This is a genomic window from Pseudomonas sp. 313 (genome assembly GCF_000316965.1).
GTDB classification, from domain to species: Bacteria; Pseudomonadota; Gammaproteobacteria; order Pseudomonadales; family Pseudomonadaceae; genus Chryseomonas; species Chryseomonas benzopyrenica.
On record NZ_ANBZ01000078.1, the window covers coordinates 1 to 15,349 of the forward strand.

Genomic DNA, 15,349 nt, shown 5'->3' on the forward strand with positions numbered 1-15,349 from the left:
CTGTCGGCGCCGGCGTGGTTGCCAAGATCATCGAGTAATCGATTGATCTTGGCCTGTCAGGTCGGCATAATGGTCGGCCTGATTCAAGTTACAGGCCAGTAGCTCAATTGGCAGAGCGGCGGTCTCCAAAACCGCAGGTTGGGGGTTCGATTCCCTCCTGGCCTGCCAGATTCCCATCTGGCACTCCTTACAGGATTCATGCAATGAGCATCAAGGCGGAAGCCAAAGAGTCGCGCTTCGATGCGCTGAAGTGGCTGGTGGTTGTCGTTCTGGTAGCGATCGGTGTTGTTGCCAATCACTACTTCGCTGCTCAGTCCATCCTGTATCGAGTGGTAGGTCTGTTGGTGCTGGCGGCTATCGCTGCCTTCGTTGCGCTGCAGACCGCCAAGGGGCAGGCCTTCTTTGGCTTGCTGAAAGACGCCCGTACCGAGATTCGCAAGGTTGTCTGGCCTACCCGGCAAGAGACCACTCAGACCACGCTGATCGTGGTTGCTGTGGTGCTCGTGATGGCTTTGTTGTTGTGGGGGCTTGACTCCCTGCTCGGTTGGCTGGTTTCCACGATTGTTGGTTGAAAGGGTTCGCCGTGGCTAAGCGTTGGTACGTCGTGCATGCCTACTCGGGTTACGAGAAGCATGTCATGCGTTCGTTGATCGAGCGCGTCAAGCTGCACGAAATGGAAGACGAGTTCGGCGACATTCTCGTGCCCACCGAAGAAGTGGTGGAAATGCGCAATGGCCAGAAGCGTAAGAGCGAGCGTAAGTTTTTCCCGGGATACGTCCTGGTGCAGATGGAGATGAACGAAGGGACTTGGCACCTGGTCAAGGATACCCCTCGCGTCATGGGCTTCATCGGCGGTACCGCCGACAAGCCGGCGCCCATCACTGACCGTGAGGCGGATGCGATTCTGCGTCGTGTCTCCGATAGCAGCGACAAGCCCAAGCCGAAGACCCTGTTCGAAGCGGGTGAGACGGTTCGGGTGGTGGACGGTCCGTTCGCCGACTTCAACGGCGTTGTCGAAGAAGTGAATTACGAGAAGAGCCGCATCCACGTGGCGGTACTGATCTTTGGTCGGTCAACCCCTGTGGAGCTCGAGTTCAGCCAGGTCGAAAAGGTCTAGGTTGTTCGCATCCCCCACCCCGTAGCCCCGGCTGCGGGGTTTTGTCGTCACTGGGATATAGCAAGTAATTGGGGAGCCCCGCGGGGCGTTGAACCCATCATTGGAGTAGCACATGGCTAAGAAAATTCAGGCTTACATCAAGCTGCAGGTTAAGGCCGCTCAAGCCAACCCGAGCCCGCCGGTCGGTCCGGCGCTGGGTCAGCACGGCGTCAACATCATGGAATTCTGCAAGGCGTTCAACGCCCGCACTCAGGGTATGGAGCCCGGTCTGCCCACCCCGGTGATCATCACCGTGTACAGCGACCGTAGCTTCACCTTCGAAATCAAGAGCACCCCGGCCTCCGTGCTGCTCAAGAAGGCGGCTGGCATCAAGAGCGGTTCCGCTCGTCCGAACAGCCAGAAGGTCGGTACCGTCACCCGCGCCCAGCTGGAAGAGATCGCCAAGACCAAGAATGCCGATCTCACCGCCGCCGATATGGACGCCGCCGTGCGTACCATCGCCGGTTCCGCTCGTAGCATGGGTCTGAATGTGGAGGGCGTGTAATGGCCAAGCTCACTAAGCGTCAAAAGGCTATCGCCGAAAAAATCCAGGCTGGCAAGCAGTACGGCTTCGAAGAAGCTGCAGCCCTGCTGGCCGAGCTGTCCACCATCAAGTTCAAGGAGTCCATCGACGTCTCCGTGAACCTGGGCGTGGATCCGCGTAAGTCCGACCAGGTCGTTCGTGGCGCCACCGTGCTGCCCAATGGCACTGGCAAGTCGGTTCGCGTTGCCGTATTCACCCAGGGTGCCAATGCCGAAGCCGCACTGGCTGCCGGTGCCGAAAGAGTCGGCATGGACGACCTGGCTGCCGAGATGAAGGGCGGCGACCTGAACTATGACGTGGTCATCGCCTCGCCGGACGCCATGCGCGTTGTCGGTCAGCTGGGTCAGCTGCTCGGCCCGCGTGGTCTGATGCCTAACCCCAAGGTTGGCACCGTGACCCCGGACGTCGCTACCGCCGTCAAGAATGCCAAGGCTGGCCAGGTGCGTTTCCGTACCGACAAGAACGGTATCATTCACGCTTCCGTTGGCAAGATCGATTTCGAGCCCGTGAAGCTGAAGCAGAACGTTGAAGCTCTGCTGGCCGACCTGAAGCGCCTGAAGCCCTCGACCTCCAAGGGCATCTACGTCAAGCGCATCACCCTGAGCTCCACCATGGGCCCGGGTCTGCAGATCGACCAGGCTTCCCTGGAAGCCTAAGCAAGACACAAGTCGCCGTGCCTTCGGGCGCGGCGCCAAGATTGGGGTCCCTGCCTGGCGGGGGCTGTCCAAGACCGTAGGGGACGCAGGTCTTAAACCGGGGAAACCCTAGCCTACGCAGATGGTGCTCCCGATTCGGTTACCGAGTCAGACACCAAAACGCCGCCCAGTCCATCGGGCGAAACGGTAACATCCAGGAGTTAAACCCGTGGCAATCAAACTCGAAGACAAGAAGGCTATCGTCGCTGAAGTCAACGAGGCTGCCCAAGGTGCCCTGTCCGCTGTCGTGGCCGATGCCCGTGGCGTGACTGTGGGTGCCATGACCGGACTCCGTAAAGAGGCCCGCGCGGCTGGTGTCTATGTACGTGTCGTACGTAACACCCTGCTGCGTCGTGCCGTTGAAGGCACGTCTTTCGACGTCCTCAACGACACCTTCAAGGGCCCGACCCTGATCGCGTTCTCCCAAGAGCATCCGGGCGCTGCCGCCCGTATCTTCAAGGATTTCGCCAAGGGTCAGGACAAGTTCGAGATCAAGGCCGCCGCGTTCGAAGGCAAGCTCATTCCAGCCAACCAGATCGACGTACTGGCAACCCTGCCGACCTACGACGAAGCTGTGTCCCAGCTGATGAGTGTCATCCAGGGCGCTACCAGCAAGCTGGCTCGTACCCTCGCCGCCATTCGCGACCAAAAGGAAGCTGCCGCCGCCTAATCCGTGCGTGCTGCGTTTCCTGCAAGTCTTTCTTATTATTTGCGGCCTGAAGCCGCACCCTGTTATAGGAATCTAGAGTCATGGCTCTGACCAACGAAGACATCATCAACGCCGTATCCGAAATGTCCGTCATGCAAGTGGTGGAACTGATCAAGGCGATGGAAGAGAAGTTCGGCGTGACCGCCGCTGCCGCCGTTGCCGCTGGCCCGGCTGCTGCCGCTGCCGTCGTCGAAGAGCAGACCGAATTCACCATCATGTTGACCGAAGCCGGCGACAAGAAAGTGAACGTCATTAAGGTCGTTCGTGAACTGACCGGTCTGGGCCTGAAAGAAGCCAAGGCTGTCGTTGACGGCGCCCCGGGCGTGGTCAAGGAAGGCGTTTCCAAAGAGGAAGCCGAGGCTGCCAAGAAGTCTCTGGAAGAAGCAGGCGCCAAGGTCGAGCTCAAGTAAGTTCGGTTCTTGCGTCTACAGCCGCAACGTCTCACGTTCGGCTGATGGCTGGTGGCGAACGCCACCGGCCTTTTGCCGTTTTGTGCAGGGCGAGCATATCCGCCTGGCAAAACGCGCTGTATCCACCTCGCTCTCGGGGTGCGGCAAACCAAGGGTTTGCACGATTTTCCGGCTGCTCCCGTCGGAGAGGCCAAACAAGCTGGTGACCAAGCTGGGGAACGCTGATGGCTTACTCATACACTGAGAAAAAACGTATCCGCAAGGACTTTAGCAAGTTGCCGCACGTCATGGACGTGCCCTATTTGCTGGCTATCCAACTGGATTCGTACCGCGAATTCCTGCAGGCGGGCGCAGGCAAAGACCAGTTCCGCGATATCGGCCTGCATGCGGCCTTCAAGTCCGTTTTCCCGATTATCAGCTATTCCGGCAATGCGGCCCTGGAATACGTCGGCTATCGCCTGGGCGAGCCGGCTTTCGATGTGAAGGAATGCGTCCTGCGCGGCGTGACCTTCGCCGTCCCGCTGCGGGTCAAAGTTCGCCTGATCATCTTCGACCGCGAGTCGTCGAACAAGGCGATCAAGGACATCAAGGAGCAGGAAGTCTACATGGGGGAAATCCCCCTGATGACCGAGAACGGTACCTTCATCATCAACGGTACCGAGCGTGTCATCGTGTCCCAGCTGCACCGCAGCCCGGGCGTGTTCTTCGACCACGACCGCGGCAAGACCCACAGCTCGGGCAAGCTGCTGTACTCGGCGCGCATCATTCCCTACCGCGGCTCCTGGCTGGACTTCGAGTTCGACCCCAAGGACGCCGTCTTCGTGCGTATCGACCGCCGCCGCAAGCTGCCGGCCTCGGTTCTGCTGCGTGCGCTCGGCTACAGCACCGAAGAAGTGCTGGACGCCTTCTATGACACCAACGTCTTCCACATCAAGGGCGAGACCCTGAATCTGGAACTGGTGCCCCAGCGCCTGCGTGGTGACATCGCCAGCTTCGACATCAAGGACGAAACCGGCAAGGTGATCGTGGAGCAGGGCCGTCGCGTGACCGCTCGCCACATCAACCAGCTGGAAAAGTCCGGTATCACCGAGCTGGAAGTACCCTTCGATTACGTCATTGGCCGTACCACCGCCAAGGCCATCGTGCACCCGTCCACCGGCGAGATCATCGCCGAGTGCAACACCGAGCTGACCCTGGACATGCTGGCCAAGATGGCCAAGGCCAATGTCGTGCGGCTCGAGACGCTGTACACCAACGACATCGACTGTGGTCCGTTCATCTCCGATACCCTGAAGATCGACTCCACCGGCAACCAGCTGGAAGCCCTGGTCGAGATCTATCGGATGATGCGTCCTGGCGAGCCGCCGACCAAGGAAGCTGCCGAGACCCTGTTCAACAACCTGTTCTTCAGCGCCGAGCGTTACGACCTGTCCGCTGTCGGCCGCATGAAGTTCAACCGCCGTATCGGTCGCGATGCCATCGAAGGCTCGGGCGTGCTGAGCCGCGAAGACATCGTCGACGTGCTCAAGACCCTGGTCGACATCCGTAACGGCAAGGGTATCGTCGACGACATCGACCACCTGGGTAACCGTCGTGTCCGTTGCGTCGGTGAAATGGCCGAGAACCAGTTCCGCGTGGGCCTGGTGCGGGTGGAGCGTGCCGTCAAGGAACGCCTGTCCATGGCCGAAAGCGAAGGCCTGATGCCGCAGGACCTGATCAACGCCAAGCCGGTGGCCGCCGCGATCAAGGAATTCTTCGGTTCCAGCCAGCTGTCCCAGTTCATGGACCAGAACAACCCGCTGTCGGAGATCACCCACAAGCGCCGCGTCTCCGCACTCGGCCCGGGCGGTCTGACCCGTGAGCGCGCCGGCTTCGAAGTCCGCGACGTACACCCGACGCACTACGGCCGGGTCTGCCCGATCGAAACGCCGGAAGGTCCGAACATCGGCCTGATCAACTCCCTGGCTGCCTATGCCCGCACCAACCAGTACGGCTTCCTCGAAAGCCCGTACCGCATGGTCAAGGACGGCGTGGCTACCGACGAGATCGTCTTCCTGTCGGCCATCGAAGAAGCCAACCACGTCATCGCCCAGGCCTCCGCCGGCCTGGACGAGAACAACCGGCTGATCGACGAGCTGGTGGCCGTGCGTCACCTGAACGAATTCACCGTCAAGGCGCCCGAAGACGTCACCCTGATGGACGTTTCGCCCAAGCAGGTCGTCTCCGTCGCCGCCTCGCTGATTCCGTTCCTCGAGCACGACGACGCCAACCGCGCGCTGATGGGTTCCAACATGCAGCGTCAGGCCGTGCCGACCCTGCGTTCGGACAAGCCGCTGGTGGGTACCGGCATGGAGCGCAACGTCGCCCGTGACTCCGGCGTCTGCGTCGTGGCCCGTCGTGGTGGCGTGATCGACTCCGTCGATGCCAGCCGTATCGTGGTGCGTGTCAACGATGCCGAAGTCGAAACCGGTGAGGCCGGTGTCGACATCTACAACCTGACCAAGTACACCCGTTCCAACCAGAACACCTGCATCAACCAGCGTCCGCTGGTGAGCAAGGGTGATCAGGTGGCCAAGTTCGACATCCTGGCCGATGGTCCCTCGACCGACATGGGCGAGCTGGCACTGGGTCAGAACATGCGCGTGGCCTTCATGCCCTGGAACGGCTTCAACTTCGAAGACTCCATCTGTCTGTCGGAGCGTGTGGTCCAGGAAGATCGCTTCACCACCATCCACATCCAGGAACTGACCTGTGTGGCCCGTGACACCAAGCTCGGCCCGGAGGAGATCACCTCCGACATCCCGAACGTGGGTGAGGCTGCGCTGAACAAGCTGGACGAGGCCGGTATCGTCTACGTCGGTGCCGAGGTCGGCGCCGGTGACATCCTGGTCGGCAAGGTCACGCCCAAGGGCGAAACCCAGCTGACCCCGGAAGAGAAGCTGCTGCGCGCCATCTTCGGCGAGAAGGCCAGCGACGTGAAGGACACTTCCCTGCGTGTGCCCACTGGCACCAAGGGTACCGTCATCGACGTCCAGGTCTTCACCCGTGACGGCGTCGAGCGCGACTCCCGCGCCCTAGCCATCGAGAAGTCCCAGCTCGACGAGATCCGCAAGGATCTGAACGAAGAGTTCCGCATCGTCGAAGGCGCGACCTTCGAGCGTCTGCGTCAGGCCCTGGTCGGTCAGGTTGCCGAAGGCGGTCCGGCGGTCAAGAAGGGTGCCGTCATCACCGACGAGTACCTGAACGGCCTGGAGCGCGGTCAGTGGTTCAAGCTGCGCATGGCGGAAGATGCTCACAACGAGCAGCTGGAAAAGGCCCAGGCCTACCTGTCCGACCGTCGCCAGCTGCTGGACGACAAGTTCGAAGACAAGAAGCGCAAGCTGCAGCAGGGCGATGACCTGGCGCCGGGCGTACTGAAGATCGTTAAGGTCTACCTCGCCATCAAGCGCCGCATCCAGCCGGGCGACAAGATGGCTGGTCGTCACGGTAACAAGGGTGTGGTCTCGGTGATCATGCCGGTCGAAGACATGCCCTACGACGCCAACGGCACGCCGGTGGACATCGTGCTGAACCCGCTGGGCGTACCCTCGCGGATGAACGTCGGTCAGATCCTCGAAACCCACCTGGGCCTCGCGGCCAAGGGCCTGGGCGAGAAGATCAACGTGATGATCGAAGAGCAGCGCAAGGTTGCCGAACTGCGCAGCTTCCTGCACGAGATCTACAACGAGATCGGTGGCCGTCAGGAGAAGCTCGACGACCTGAGCGATCAGGAAGTCCTCGACCTGGCGAAGAACCTGCGCGGCGGTGTTCCCATGGCTACCCCGGTGTTCGACGGTGCCAAGGAAAGCGAGATCAAGGCTATGCTGAAGCTGGCCGATCTGCCGGAGAGCGGCCAGATGCGTCTGTACGACGGCCGCACTGGCAATGCCTTCGAGCGCACCACCACCGTTGGCTACATGTACATGCTCAAGCTGAACCACCTGGTGGACGACAAGATGCACGCCCGTTCCACCGGTTCCTACAGCCTGGTTACCCAGCAGCCGCTGGGTGGTAAGGCGCAGTTCGGTGGTCAGCGTTTCGGGGAGATGGAGGTCTGGGCACTGGAGGCCTATGGCGCGGCTTACACCCTGCAGGAAATGCTGACGGTGAAGTCGGACGATGTGAACGGCCGGACCAAGATGTACAAGAACATCGTGGACGGAGATCACCGCATGGAGGCCGGCATGCCCGAGTCCTTCAACGTACTGATCAAGGAAATCCGTTCGCTCGGCATCGATATCGAACTGGAAACCGAATAACACGAGACCCTAGAGGAGACGACCGCGCGGCGGTCGTCTCCGGTCCGTGAGGAGGAAAGGCCTTGAAAGACTTGCTCAATCTGTTGAAAAACCAGGGTCAACTCGAAGAGTTCGATGCCATCCGCATTGGTCTGGCCTCGCCCGAGATGATTCGTTCCTGGTCGTTCGGTGAAGTGAAGAAGCCGGAGACCATCAACTACCGTACCTTCAAGCCCGAGCGCGATGGTCTGTTCTGCGCCAAGATCTTTGGCCCGGTCAAGGACTACGAGTGCCTGTGCGGAAAGTACAAGCGCCTCAAGCACCGCGGCGTGATCTGCGAGAAGTGCGGCGTGGAAGTCGCCCTGGCCAAGGTGCGCCGCGAGCGCATGGGCCACATCGAGCTGGCTTCGCCCGTCGCCCACATCTGGTTCCTGAAGTCGCTGCCGTCCCGTATCGGCCTGCTGCTGGACATGACCCTGCGTGACATCGAGCGCGTGCTCTATTTCGAGAGCTACGTGGTGATCGATCCGGGCATGACCACCCTCGAGAAGTACCAGCTGCTCAACGACGAGCAGTACTTCGAGGCGCTGGAAGAGTTCGGTGACGACTTCGACGCCCGCATGGGTGCGGAAGCCGTGTTCCAGCTGCTCGGCGCCATTGATCTGGAGCACGAGATCGGTCGCCTGCGCGAAGAGATTCCGCAGACCAACTCCGAGACCAAGATCAAGAAGCTGTCCAAGCGCCTGAAGCTGATGGAAGCCTTCCAGGGCTCCGGCAACAAGCCGGAGTGGATGGTCATGACCGTGCTGCCCGTGCTGCCGCCGGACCTGCGTCCGCTGGTACCGCTGGATGGCGGCCGCTTCGCGACCTCCGACCTGAACGATCTCTATCGTCGCGTCATCAACCGGAACAACCGCCTCAAGCGGCTGCTCGACCTCGCCGCGCCCGACATCATCGTGCGCAACGAGAAGCGCATGCTGCAGGAAGCCGTCGACGCCCTGCTGGACAACGGCCGTCGCGGTCGTGCCATCACCGGTTCCAACAAGCGCCCGCTGAAGTCCCTGGCCGACATGATCAAGGGCAAGCAGGGTCGTTTCCGTCAGAACCTGCTGGGCAAGCGCGTCGACTACTCCGGTCGTTCCGTGATCACCGTGGGCCCGACCCTGCGTCTGCACCAGTGCGGTCTGCCCAAGAAGATGGCCCTGGAACTGTTCAAGCCGTTCATCTTCGGCAAGCTGGAAGCCCGCGGCATGGCGACCACCATCAAGGCCGCCAAGAAGATGGTCGAGCGCGAACTGCCCGAGGTCTGGGACGTGCTCGCCGAAGTCATCCGCGAACACCCCGTGCTGCTCAACCGCGCCCCGACCCTGCACCGTCTGGGCATCCAGGCGTTCGAGCCGGTCCTCATCGAAGGCAAGGCGATCCAGCTGCACCCGCTGGTCTGCGCCGCGTACAACGCCGACTTCGACGGTGACCAGATGGCCGTGCACGTGCCGCTGACGCTGGAAGCCCAGCTGGAAGCGCGCGCCCTGATGATGTCGACCAACAACATCCTGTCGCCTGCCAACGGCGAGCCGATCATCGTGCCGTCGCAGGACGTAGTCCTGGGTCTGTACTACATGACCCGTGAAGCCATCAACGCCAAGGGCGAAGGCCGCGTGTTCGCCGACCTGCAGGAAGTCGATCGCGTCTTCCGTGCCGGCGAAGCCGCGCTGCATGCCAAGGTCAAGGTACGCATCAACGAGACCATCCGTCACAAGGACGGCAGCCTGACCAAGAACACCCGCATCGTCGACACCACCGTCGGCCGCGCGCTGCTGTTCCAGGTCGTGCCCGCCGGTCTGCCGTACGACGTGGTCAACCAGTCGATGAAGAAGAAGGCCATCTCCAAGCTGATCAACCACTGCTACCGCGTGGTGGGTCTGAAGGACACCGTCATCTTCGCCGACCAGTTGATGTACACCGGTTTCGCCTATTCGACCCTGTCCGGCGTCTCCATCGGCGTCAACGACTTCGTCATTCCGGACGAGAAGGCCCGCATCATTGATGCCGCCACCGCCGAGGTGAAGGAGATCGAGAGCCAGTACGCCTCCGGCCTGGTGACCCAGGGCGAGAAGTACAACAAGGTGATCGACCTCTGGTCGAAGGCCAACGACGAAGTGTCCAAGGCGATGATGACCAACCTCTCGAAAGAGAAGGTCATCGATCGCGAGGGCAAGGAAGTTGACCAGGAGTCCTTCAACTCCATGTACATGATGGCCGATTCCGGCGCCCGGGGTTCCGCGGCCCAGATTCGCCAGCTCGCCGGCATGCGTGGCCTGATGGCCAAGCCGGACGGCTCCATCATCGAGACGCCCATCACTGCCAACTTCCGTGAAGGCCTGAACGTACTCCAGTACTTCATCTCCACCCACGGTGCCCGTAAGGGTCTGGCGGATACCGCTCTGAAGACCGCGAACTCCGGTTACCTGACCCGTCGTCTCGTCGACGTGGCCCAGGATCTGGTGGTGACCGAGGTCGACTGCGGTACCGAGCGCGGCCTGATCATGACCCCGCACATCGAAGGCGGTGACGTGGTCGAGCCCCTGGGTGAGCGCGTGCTGGGTCGAGTCATCGCCCGCGACGTGCCCAAGCCGGGTACCGAAGAGATCATCGTGCCTGCAGGCACCCTGGTCGACGAGCGCTGGGTCGAGTTCCTCGAGCTCAACAGCGTCGACGAAGTCGTGGTGCGTTCGCCGATCACCTGCGAAACCCGTCATGGCATCTGCGCCAAGTGCTACGGTCGCGATCTGGCTCGCGGTCACCAGGTCAACATCGGTGAAGCGGTCGGCGTCATCGCCGCCCAGTCCATCGGTGAGCCGGGTACCCAGCTGACCATGCGTACCTTCCACATCGGTGGTGCGGCCAGCCGGACCTCCGCGGCCGACAGCGTCCAGGTCAAGAACGGCGGTGCCATCCGTCTGCACAACCTGAAGCACGTCGAACGTGCCGACGGCGCCCTGGTTGCCGTGTCCCGTTCCGGTGAGCTGGCCATCGCCGACGACTTCGGTCGTGAGCGCGAGCGCTACAAGCTGCCCTACGGTGCGGTGATTTCGGTCAAGGAAGGCGACAAGGTCGACGCTGGCGCCATCGTCGCCAAGTGGGACCCGCACACCCACCCCATCGTCACCGAGATGGACGGTACCGTGGCCTTCGTCGGCATGGAGGAGGGCATCACCATCAAGCGCCAGACCGACGAACTGACCGGTCTGACCAACATCGAGGTGCTCGACGCCAAGGATCGCCCGACCTCCGGCAAGGACATCCGTCCGGCGGTCAAGCTGATCGACGCCAACGGCAAGGATCTGCTGCTGCCGGGTACCGACGTACCGGCCCAGTACTTCCTGCCGCCGAACGCGCTGGTCAACCTGAGCGACGGTGCCAAGGTGCATGTGGGTGACGTTATCGCCCGTATCCCCCAGGAAACCTCCAAGACCCGCGACATCACCGGTGGTCTGCCCCGTGTGGCCGACCTCTTCGAAGCGCGTCGTCCCAAGGAGCCGGCCATCCTGGCGGAGATCAGCGGTACCATCTCCTTCGGCAAGGAAACCAAGGGCAAGCGTCGTCTGGTCATCACTCCGACCGACGGCACCGATCCCTACGAGGAACTGATTCCGAAGTGGCGCCACCTGAACGTCTTCGAAGGCGAGCAGGTCAGCCGCGGCGAAGTCATCTCCGACGGTCCGAGCAATCCGCACGACATCCTGCGTCTGCTGGGTGTCAGCGCGCTGGCCAAGTACATCGTCAACGAGATCCAGGACGTGTACCGCCTGCAGGGCGTGAAGATCAACGACAAGCACATCGAGACCATCCTGCGGCAGATGCTGCGCAAGGTCGAAGTGAGCGATACCGGTGACTCGAGCTTCATCAAGGGCGATCAGGTCGAACTGACCCATGTCCTGGAAGAGAACGAGCAACTGGTCGGCAATGATCGCTTCGTCGCCAAGTACGAGCGCGTGCTGCTGGGTATCACCAAGGCATCGTTGTCCACCGAGTCCTTCATCTCGGCCGCTTCCTTCCAGGAGACCACCCGTGTCCTGACCGAAGCCGCCGTGACCGGCAAGCGCGACTTCCTGCGCGGCCTGAAGGAAAACGTGGTGGTGGGTCGTCTGATCCCGGCCGGTACCGGTCTGGCCTACCACAGCGAGCGCAAGCGCCAGCGTGAACTCGGCAAGCCGCAGCGCGTCAGCGCCAGCGAGGCCGAAGCCGCCCTGACCGAAGCGCTGAACTCCAGCGCCAGCTGAGTTCGGTAGCGGGTCTCGCTTGACAAAGCCCCCGGCGCCCCAGGCGTCCGGGGGCTTTGTCTTGACTGGGGCGCCCAAGCTCTTTAGACTTTCGTTCCCCGAAAATGGGCAGGACTGACGTTCTGCTATTTCGTTTATGTCGCAAGACAATCAGTGGAGCTATAGATGGCAACTATCAACCAGCTGGTGCGTAGTGCACGCAAGCGTATCGTCGAGAAATCCGACGTGCCTGCGCTGCAAAACTGCCCGCAACGTCGTGGCGTGTGCACCCGCGTGTACACCACCACTCCCAAGAAGCCCAACTCCGCACTGCGGAAGGTCTGCCGTGTGCGTCTGACCAACGGCTTCGAAGTCACCTCCTACATCGGCGGTGAAGGCCACAACCTGCAGGAACACAGCGTCGTGCTGATCCGCGGTGGCCGGGTCAAGGATCTGCCGGGTGTGCGTTATCACACCGTGCGCGGTTCGCTGGACACCACCGGTGTGAAGGACCGCAAGCAGGGCCGTTCCAAGTACGGCACCAAGCGTCCGAAGTAATCACCTTTCTTTTTGTTCGAGTCGATAAGAGTAAGGTCGGGCAACGAGTCCCGAGCTAACCTGAAGACCGTTTTGAGGGCTTATCAATGCCAAGACGTCGTGTAGCGGCCAAGCGCGAAATACTTGACGATCCGAAATACGGAAGCCAGATCCTGGCCAAGTTCATGAACCACGTGATGGAAAGCGGCAAGAAAGCCGTTGCCGAGCGTATCGTTTATGGTGCTCTGGACAAGGTCAAAGAGCGTTCCAAGAATGCCGAACCCCTGGAAGTTTTCGAAAAAGCGCTCGACGCCATCGCTCCGCTGGTCGAAGTGAAGTCCCGCCGTGTCGGCGGTGCTACCTACCAGGTGCCGGTTGAGGTTCGTCCTTCCCGTCGTAATGCCCTGGCCATGCGCTGGCTGGTGGACTCCGCGCGCAAGCGTGGCGAGAAGTCCATGGCTCTGCGCCTGGCGGGTGAACTCATGGACGCTTTTGAAGGCAAGGGTGCCGCAGTCAAGAAGCGCGAAGACGTGCATCGCATGGCAGAAGCCAACAAGGCCTTCTCGCACTACCGCTTCTAAGCCTAGCGCTTCCAATCAAGCGAGGACCTTATGGCTCGTACAACCGCTATTAACCGCTATCGGAACATCGGTATCTGCGCCCACGTGGACGCAGGTAAGACGACTACTACCGAGCGGATTCTGTTCTACACCGGCGTGAACCACAAAATGGGTGAGGTTCACGACGGCGCTGCGACCATGGACTGGATGGTGCAGGAGCAGGAGCGTGGTATCACCATCACCTCCGCTGCCACCACCGCGTTCTGGTCCGGTTCGACCAAGCAGTACGACAAGTACCGCGTCAACATCATCGATACCCCCGGCCACGTGGACTTCACCATTGAGGTGGAGCGTTCCCTGCGCGTGCTGGACGGTGCGGTCGTGGTGTTCTGCGGTACCTCCGGTGTCGAGCCTCAGTCCGAGACCGTATGGCGTCAGGCCAACAAGTACGGCGTCCCGCGCATCGTCTACGTCAACAAGATGGACCGTGCCGGTGCCAACTTCCTGCGCGTCGTCGAGCAGATCAAGAAGCGCCTGGGCCATACTCCGGTCCCGGTTCAGCTGGCCATCGGCGCGGAAGAGAACTTCCAGGGCCAGATCGACCTGCTGAAGATGAAGGCCATCTTCTGGAACGATGACGACCAGGGCATGACCTACCGCGAGGAAGACATTCCTGCGGACATGCTGGCCGATGCCGAGCAGTGGCGCTCCAACATGGTCGAGGCTGCGGCCGAAGCCAACGAAGAGCTGATGAACAAGTACCTGGAAGGCGGCGAGCTGTCGATCGACGAGATCAAGGCCGGCCTGCGTCAGCGTACCATCGCCTGCGAAATCGTCCCGGCCGTCTGCGGTTCGTCCTTCAAGAACAAGGGCGTGCCCCTGGTTCTGGACGCCGTGATCGACTTCCTGCCGGCGCCGATCGAGATTCCCGCGATCAAGGGTACCAACCCGGACAACGAGGAAATCCACGACGAGCGTCATGCAGACGACGACGAGCCCTTCTCGGCGCTGGCGTTCAAGATCGCTACCGACCCCTTCGTGGGTACCTTGACCTTCGCCCGCGTCTACTCGGGTGTACTGAGCTCCGGTGACTCCGTCATCAACTCGGTGAAGGGCAAGAAGGAGCGCGTCGGCCGTATGGTGCAGATGCACGCCAACACTCGTGAAGAGATCAAGGAAGTTCGTGCTGGCGACATCGCCGCCCTGATCGGCATGAAGGACGTCACCACCGGTGACACCCTGTGCTCGATCGAGAAGCCGATCATCCTCGAGCGCATGGACTTCCCGGAGCCGGTGATCTCGGTCGCTGTCGAGCCGAAGACCAAGGCCGACCAGGAAAAGATGGGTATCGCACTGGGCAAGTTGGCCCAGGAAGACCCCTCGTTCCGCGTCAAGACCGACGAAGAGTCCGGTCAGACCATCATCTCCGGCATGGGCGAGCTGCACCTGGACATCCTGGTGGACCGCATGAAGCGCGAATTCGGCGTGGAAGCGAACATCGGTAAGCCTCAGGTCGCCTACCGCGAAACCATCCGCAACACCTGCGAGATCGAAGGCAAGTTCGTTCGCCAGTCGGGTGGTCGTGGCCAGTTCGGTCACTGCTGGATTCGCTTCGCACCGGCCGACGAAGGTCAGGAAGGTCTGGAATTCGTCAGCGAAGTCGTGGGCGGTGTGATTCCGAAGGAATACATCCCGGCGATCCAGAAGGGCATCGAAGAGCAGATGAAGAACGGCATCGTCGCCGGCTATCCGCTGCTCGGCCTGAAGGCCGCTGTGTTCGACGGTTCCTACCATGACGTCGACTCCAACGAGATGGCGTTCAAGATCGCTGCCTCCATGGCGACCAAGCAGCTCACCCAGAAGGGTGGTGCCGTGCTGCTCGAGCCGATCATGAAGGTCGAGGTCGTGACCCCGGAAGACTACATGGGCGACGTCATGGGCGACCTGAACCGTCGTCGTGGCCTGATCCAGGGTATGGAAGACACCGTGACCGGCAAGGTCATCCGTGCCGAGGTTCCGCTGGGCGAGATGTTTGGCTACGCTACGGATGTCCGCTCCATGTCTCAGGGTCGCGCAAGCTACTCCATGGAGTTCTCCAAGTACGCCGAAGCTCCGTCGAACATCGCCGAAGCCATCATCAAGAAACAAGCTTAATCAGCGCTTTGACTAGAGGTTTATCTCGTGGCTAAAGAAAAATTC

General features: G+C 61.2%; 11 protein-coding genes and 1 tRNA gene. All 12 read left to right on the top strand.

Annotated features, from left to right (window positions below):
- The first annotated feature begins 92 nt into the window (after nt 1–92).
- The 12 genes from C722_RS0118070 to fusA all read left to right on the top strand — a co-directional run bounded on the left by C722_RS0118070 (nt 93) and on the right by fusA (nt 15,304).
- Nucleotides 93–168 (top strand) — tRNA-Trp (locus C722_RS0118070).
- 35 nt (nt 169–203) lie between these two features.
- A complete protein-coding gene (secE, locus tag C722_RS0118075; RefSeq protein ID WP_017641864.1) occupies nt 204–572 on the top strand; it encodes a preprotein translocase subunit SecE in 369 nt (122 codons plus the stop codon).
- Nucleotides 573–583: 11 nt separating this feature from the next.
- Nucleotides 584–1,117, top strand: a complete 534-nt coding sequence (gene nusG, locus C722_RS0118080; protein ID WP_026083932.1) for a transcription termination/antitermination protein NusG — start codon at nt 584–586, stop codon at nt 1,115–1,117.
- 112 nt (nt 1,118–1,229) lie between these two features.
- On the top strand, nt 1,230–1,661 hold the full coding sequence (gene rplK / locus C722_RS0118085; RefSeq protein WP_017641866.1) for a 50S ribosomal protein L11: 432 nt from the start codon (nt 1,230–1,232) through the stop codon (nt 1,659–1,661).
- Nucleotides 1,661–2,356, top strand: a complete 696-nt coding sequence (rplA, locus tag C722_RS0118090; protein WP_017641867.1) for a 50S ribosomal protein L1 — start codon at nt 1,661–1,663, stop codon at nt 2,354–2,356. Before rplK ends, rplA begins: the two co-directional genes overlap by 1 nt.
- 208 nt (nt 2,357–2,564) lie before the next feature.
- A complete protein-coding gene (gene rplJ / locus C722_RS0118095; protein ID WP_017641868.1) occupies nt 2,565–3,065 on the top strand; it encodes a 50S ribosomal protein L10 in 501 nt (166 codons plus the stop codon).
- An 80-nt stretch (nt 3,066–3,145) separates the two neighbouring features.
- Nucleotides 3,146–3,514 carry a 50S ribosomal protein L7/L12 gene (gene rplL / locus C722_RS0118100; protein ID WP_017641869.1) on the top strand — a complete coding sequence of 123 codons (369 nt, stop codon included), beginning with the start codon at nt 3,146–3,148 and terminating at the stop codon, nt 3,512–3,514.
- A gap of 224 nt (nt 3,515–3,738) precedes the next feature.
- Nucleotides 3,739–7,812, top strand: a complete 4,074-nt coding sequence (gene rpoB / locus C722_RS0118105; protein WP_026083933.1) for a DNA-directed RNA polymerase subunit beta — start codon at nt 3,739–3,741, stop codon at nt 7,810–7,812.
- Nucleotides 7,813–7,874: 62 nt separating this feature from the next.
- On the top strand, nt 7,875–12,074 hold the full coding sequence (gene rpoC / locus C722_RS0118110) for a DNA-directed RNA polymerase subunit beta' (protein WP_017641871.1): 4,200 nt from the start codon (nt 7,875–7,877) through the stop codon (nt 12,072–12,074).
- A 165-nt stretch (nt 12,075–12,239) separates the two neighbouring features.
- Nucleotides 12,240–12,611: a 30S ribosomal protein S12 gene (gene rpsL, locus C722_RS0118115; protein WP_007163089.1), complete on the top strand. Its 372-nt coding sequence runs from the start codon at nt 12,240–12,242 to the stop codon at nt 12,609–12,611.
- An 86-nt stretch (nt 12,612–12,697) separates the two neighbouring features.
- Nucleotides 12,698–13,171 (top strand): 30S ribosomal protein S7, encoded by a 474-nt coding sequence (rpsG, locus tag C722_RS0118120; RefSeq protein ID WP_007163088.1) that lies wholly within the window; start codon nt 12,698–12,700, stop codon nt 13,169–13,171.
- 30 nt (nt 13,172–13,201) lie between these two features.
- Nucleotides 13,202–15,304, top strand: coding sequence for an elongation factor G (fusA, locus tag C722_RS0118125; protein WP_026083934.1), 2,103 nt, complete (start codon nt 13,202–13,204; stop codon nt 15,302–15,304).
- The last annotated feature ends 45 nt before the right edge of the window (nt 15,305–15,349 follow it).

What these genes read in the sequence shown, in the direction of transcription:
- rpsG (WP_007163088.1), top strand. Translation starts at nt 12,698, where the DNA reads ATGCCAAGACGTCGTGTAGCGGCCAAGCGCGAAATACTTGACGATCCG.
- rplA (WP_017641867.1), top strand. Translation starts at nt 1,661, where the DNA reads ATGGCCAAGCTCACTAAGCGTCAAAAGGCTATCGCCGAAAAAATCCAG.
- rpsL (WP_007163089.1), top strand. Translation starts at nt 12,240, where the DNA reads ATGGCAACTATCAACCAGCTGGTGCGTAGTGCACGCAAGCGTATCGTC.
- fusA (WP_026083934.1), top strand. Translation starts at nt 13,202, where the DNA reads ATGGCTCGTACAACCGCTATTAACCGCTATCGGAACATCGGTATCTGC.
- secE (WP_017641864.1), top strand. Translation starts at nt 204, where the DNA reads ATGAGCATCAAGGCGGAAGCCAAAGAGTCGCGCTTCGATGCGCTGAAG.
- rplL (WP_017641869.1), top strand. Translation starts at nt 3,146, where the DNA reads ATGGCTCTGACCAACGAAGACATCATCAACGCCGTATCCGAAATGTCC.
- rplK (WP_017641866.1), top strand. Translation starts at nt 1,230, where the DNA reads ATGGCTAAGAAAATTCAGGCTTACATCAAGCTGCAGGTTAAGGCCGCT.
- rpoB (WP_026083933.1), top strand. Translation starts at nt 3,739, where the DNA reads ATGGCTTACTCATACACTGAGAAAAAACGTATCCGCAAGGACTTTAGC.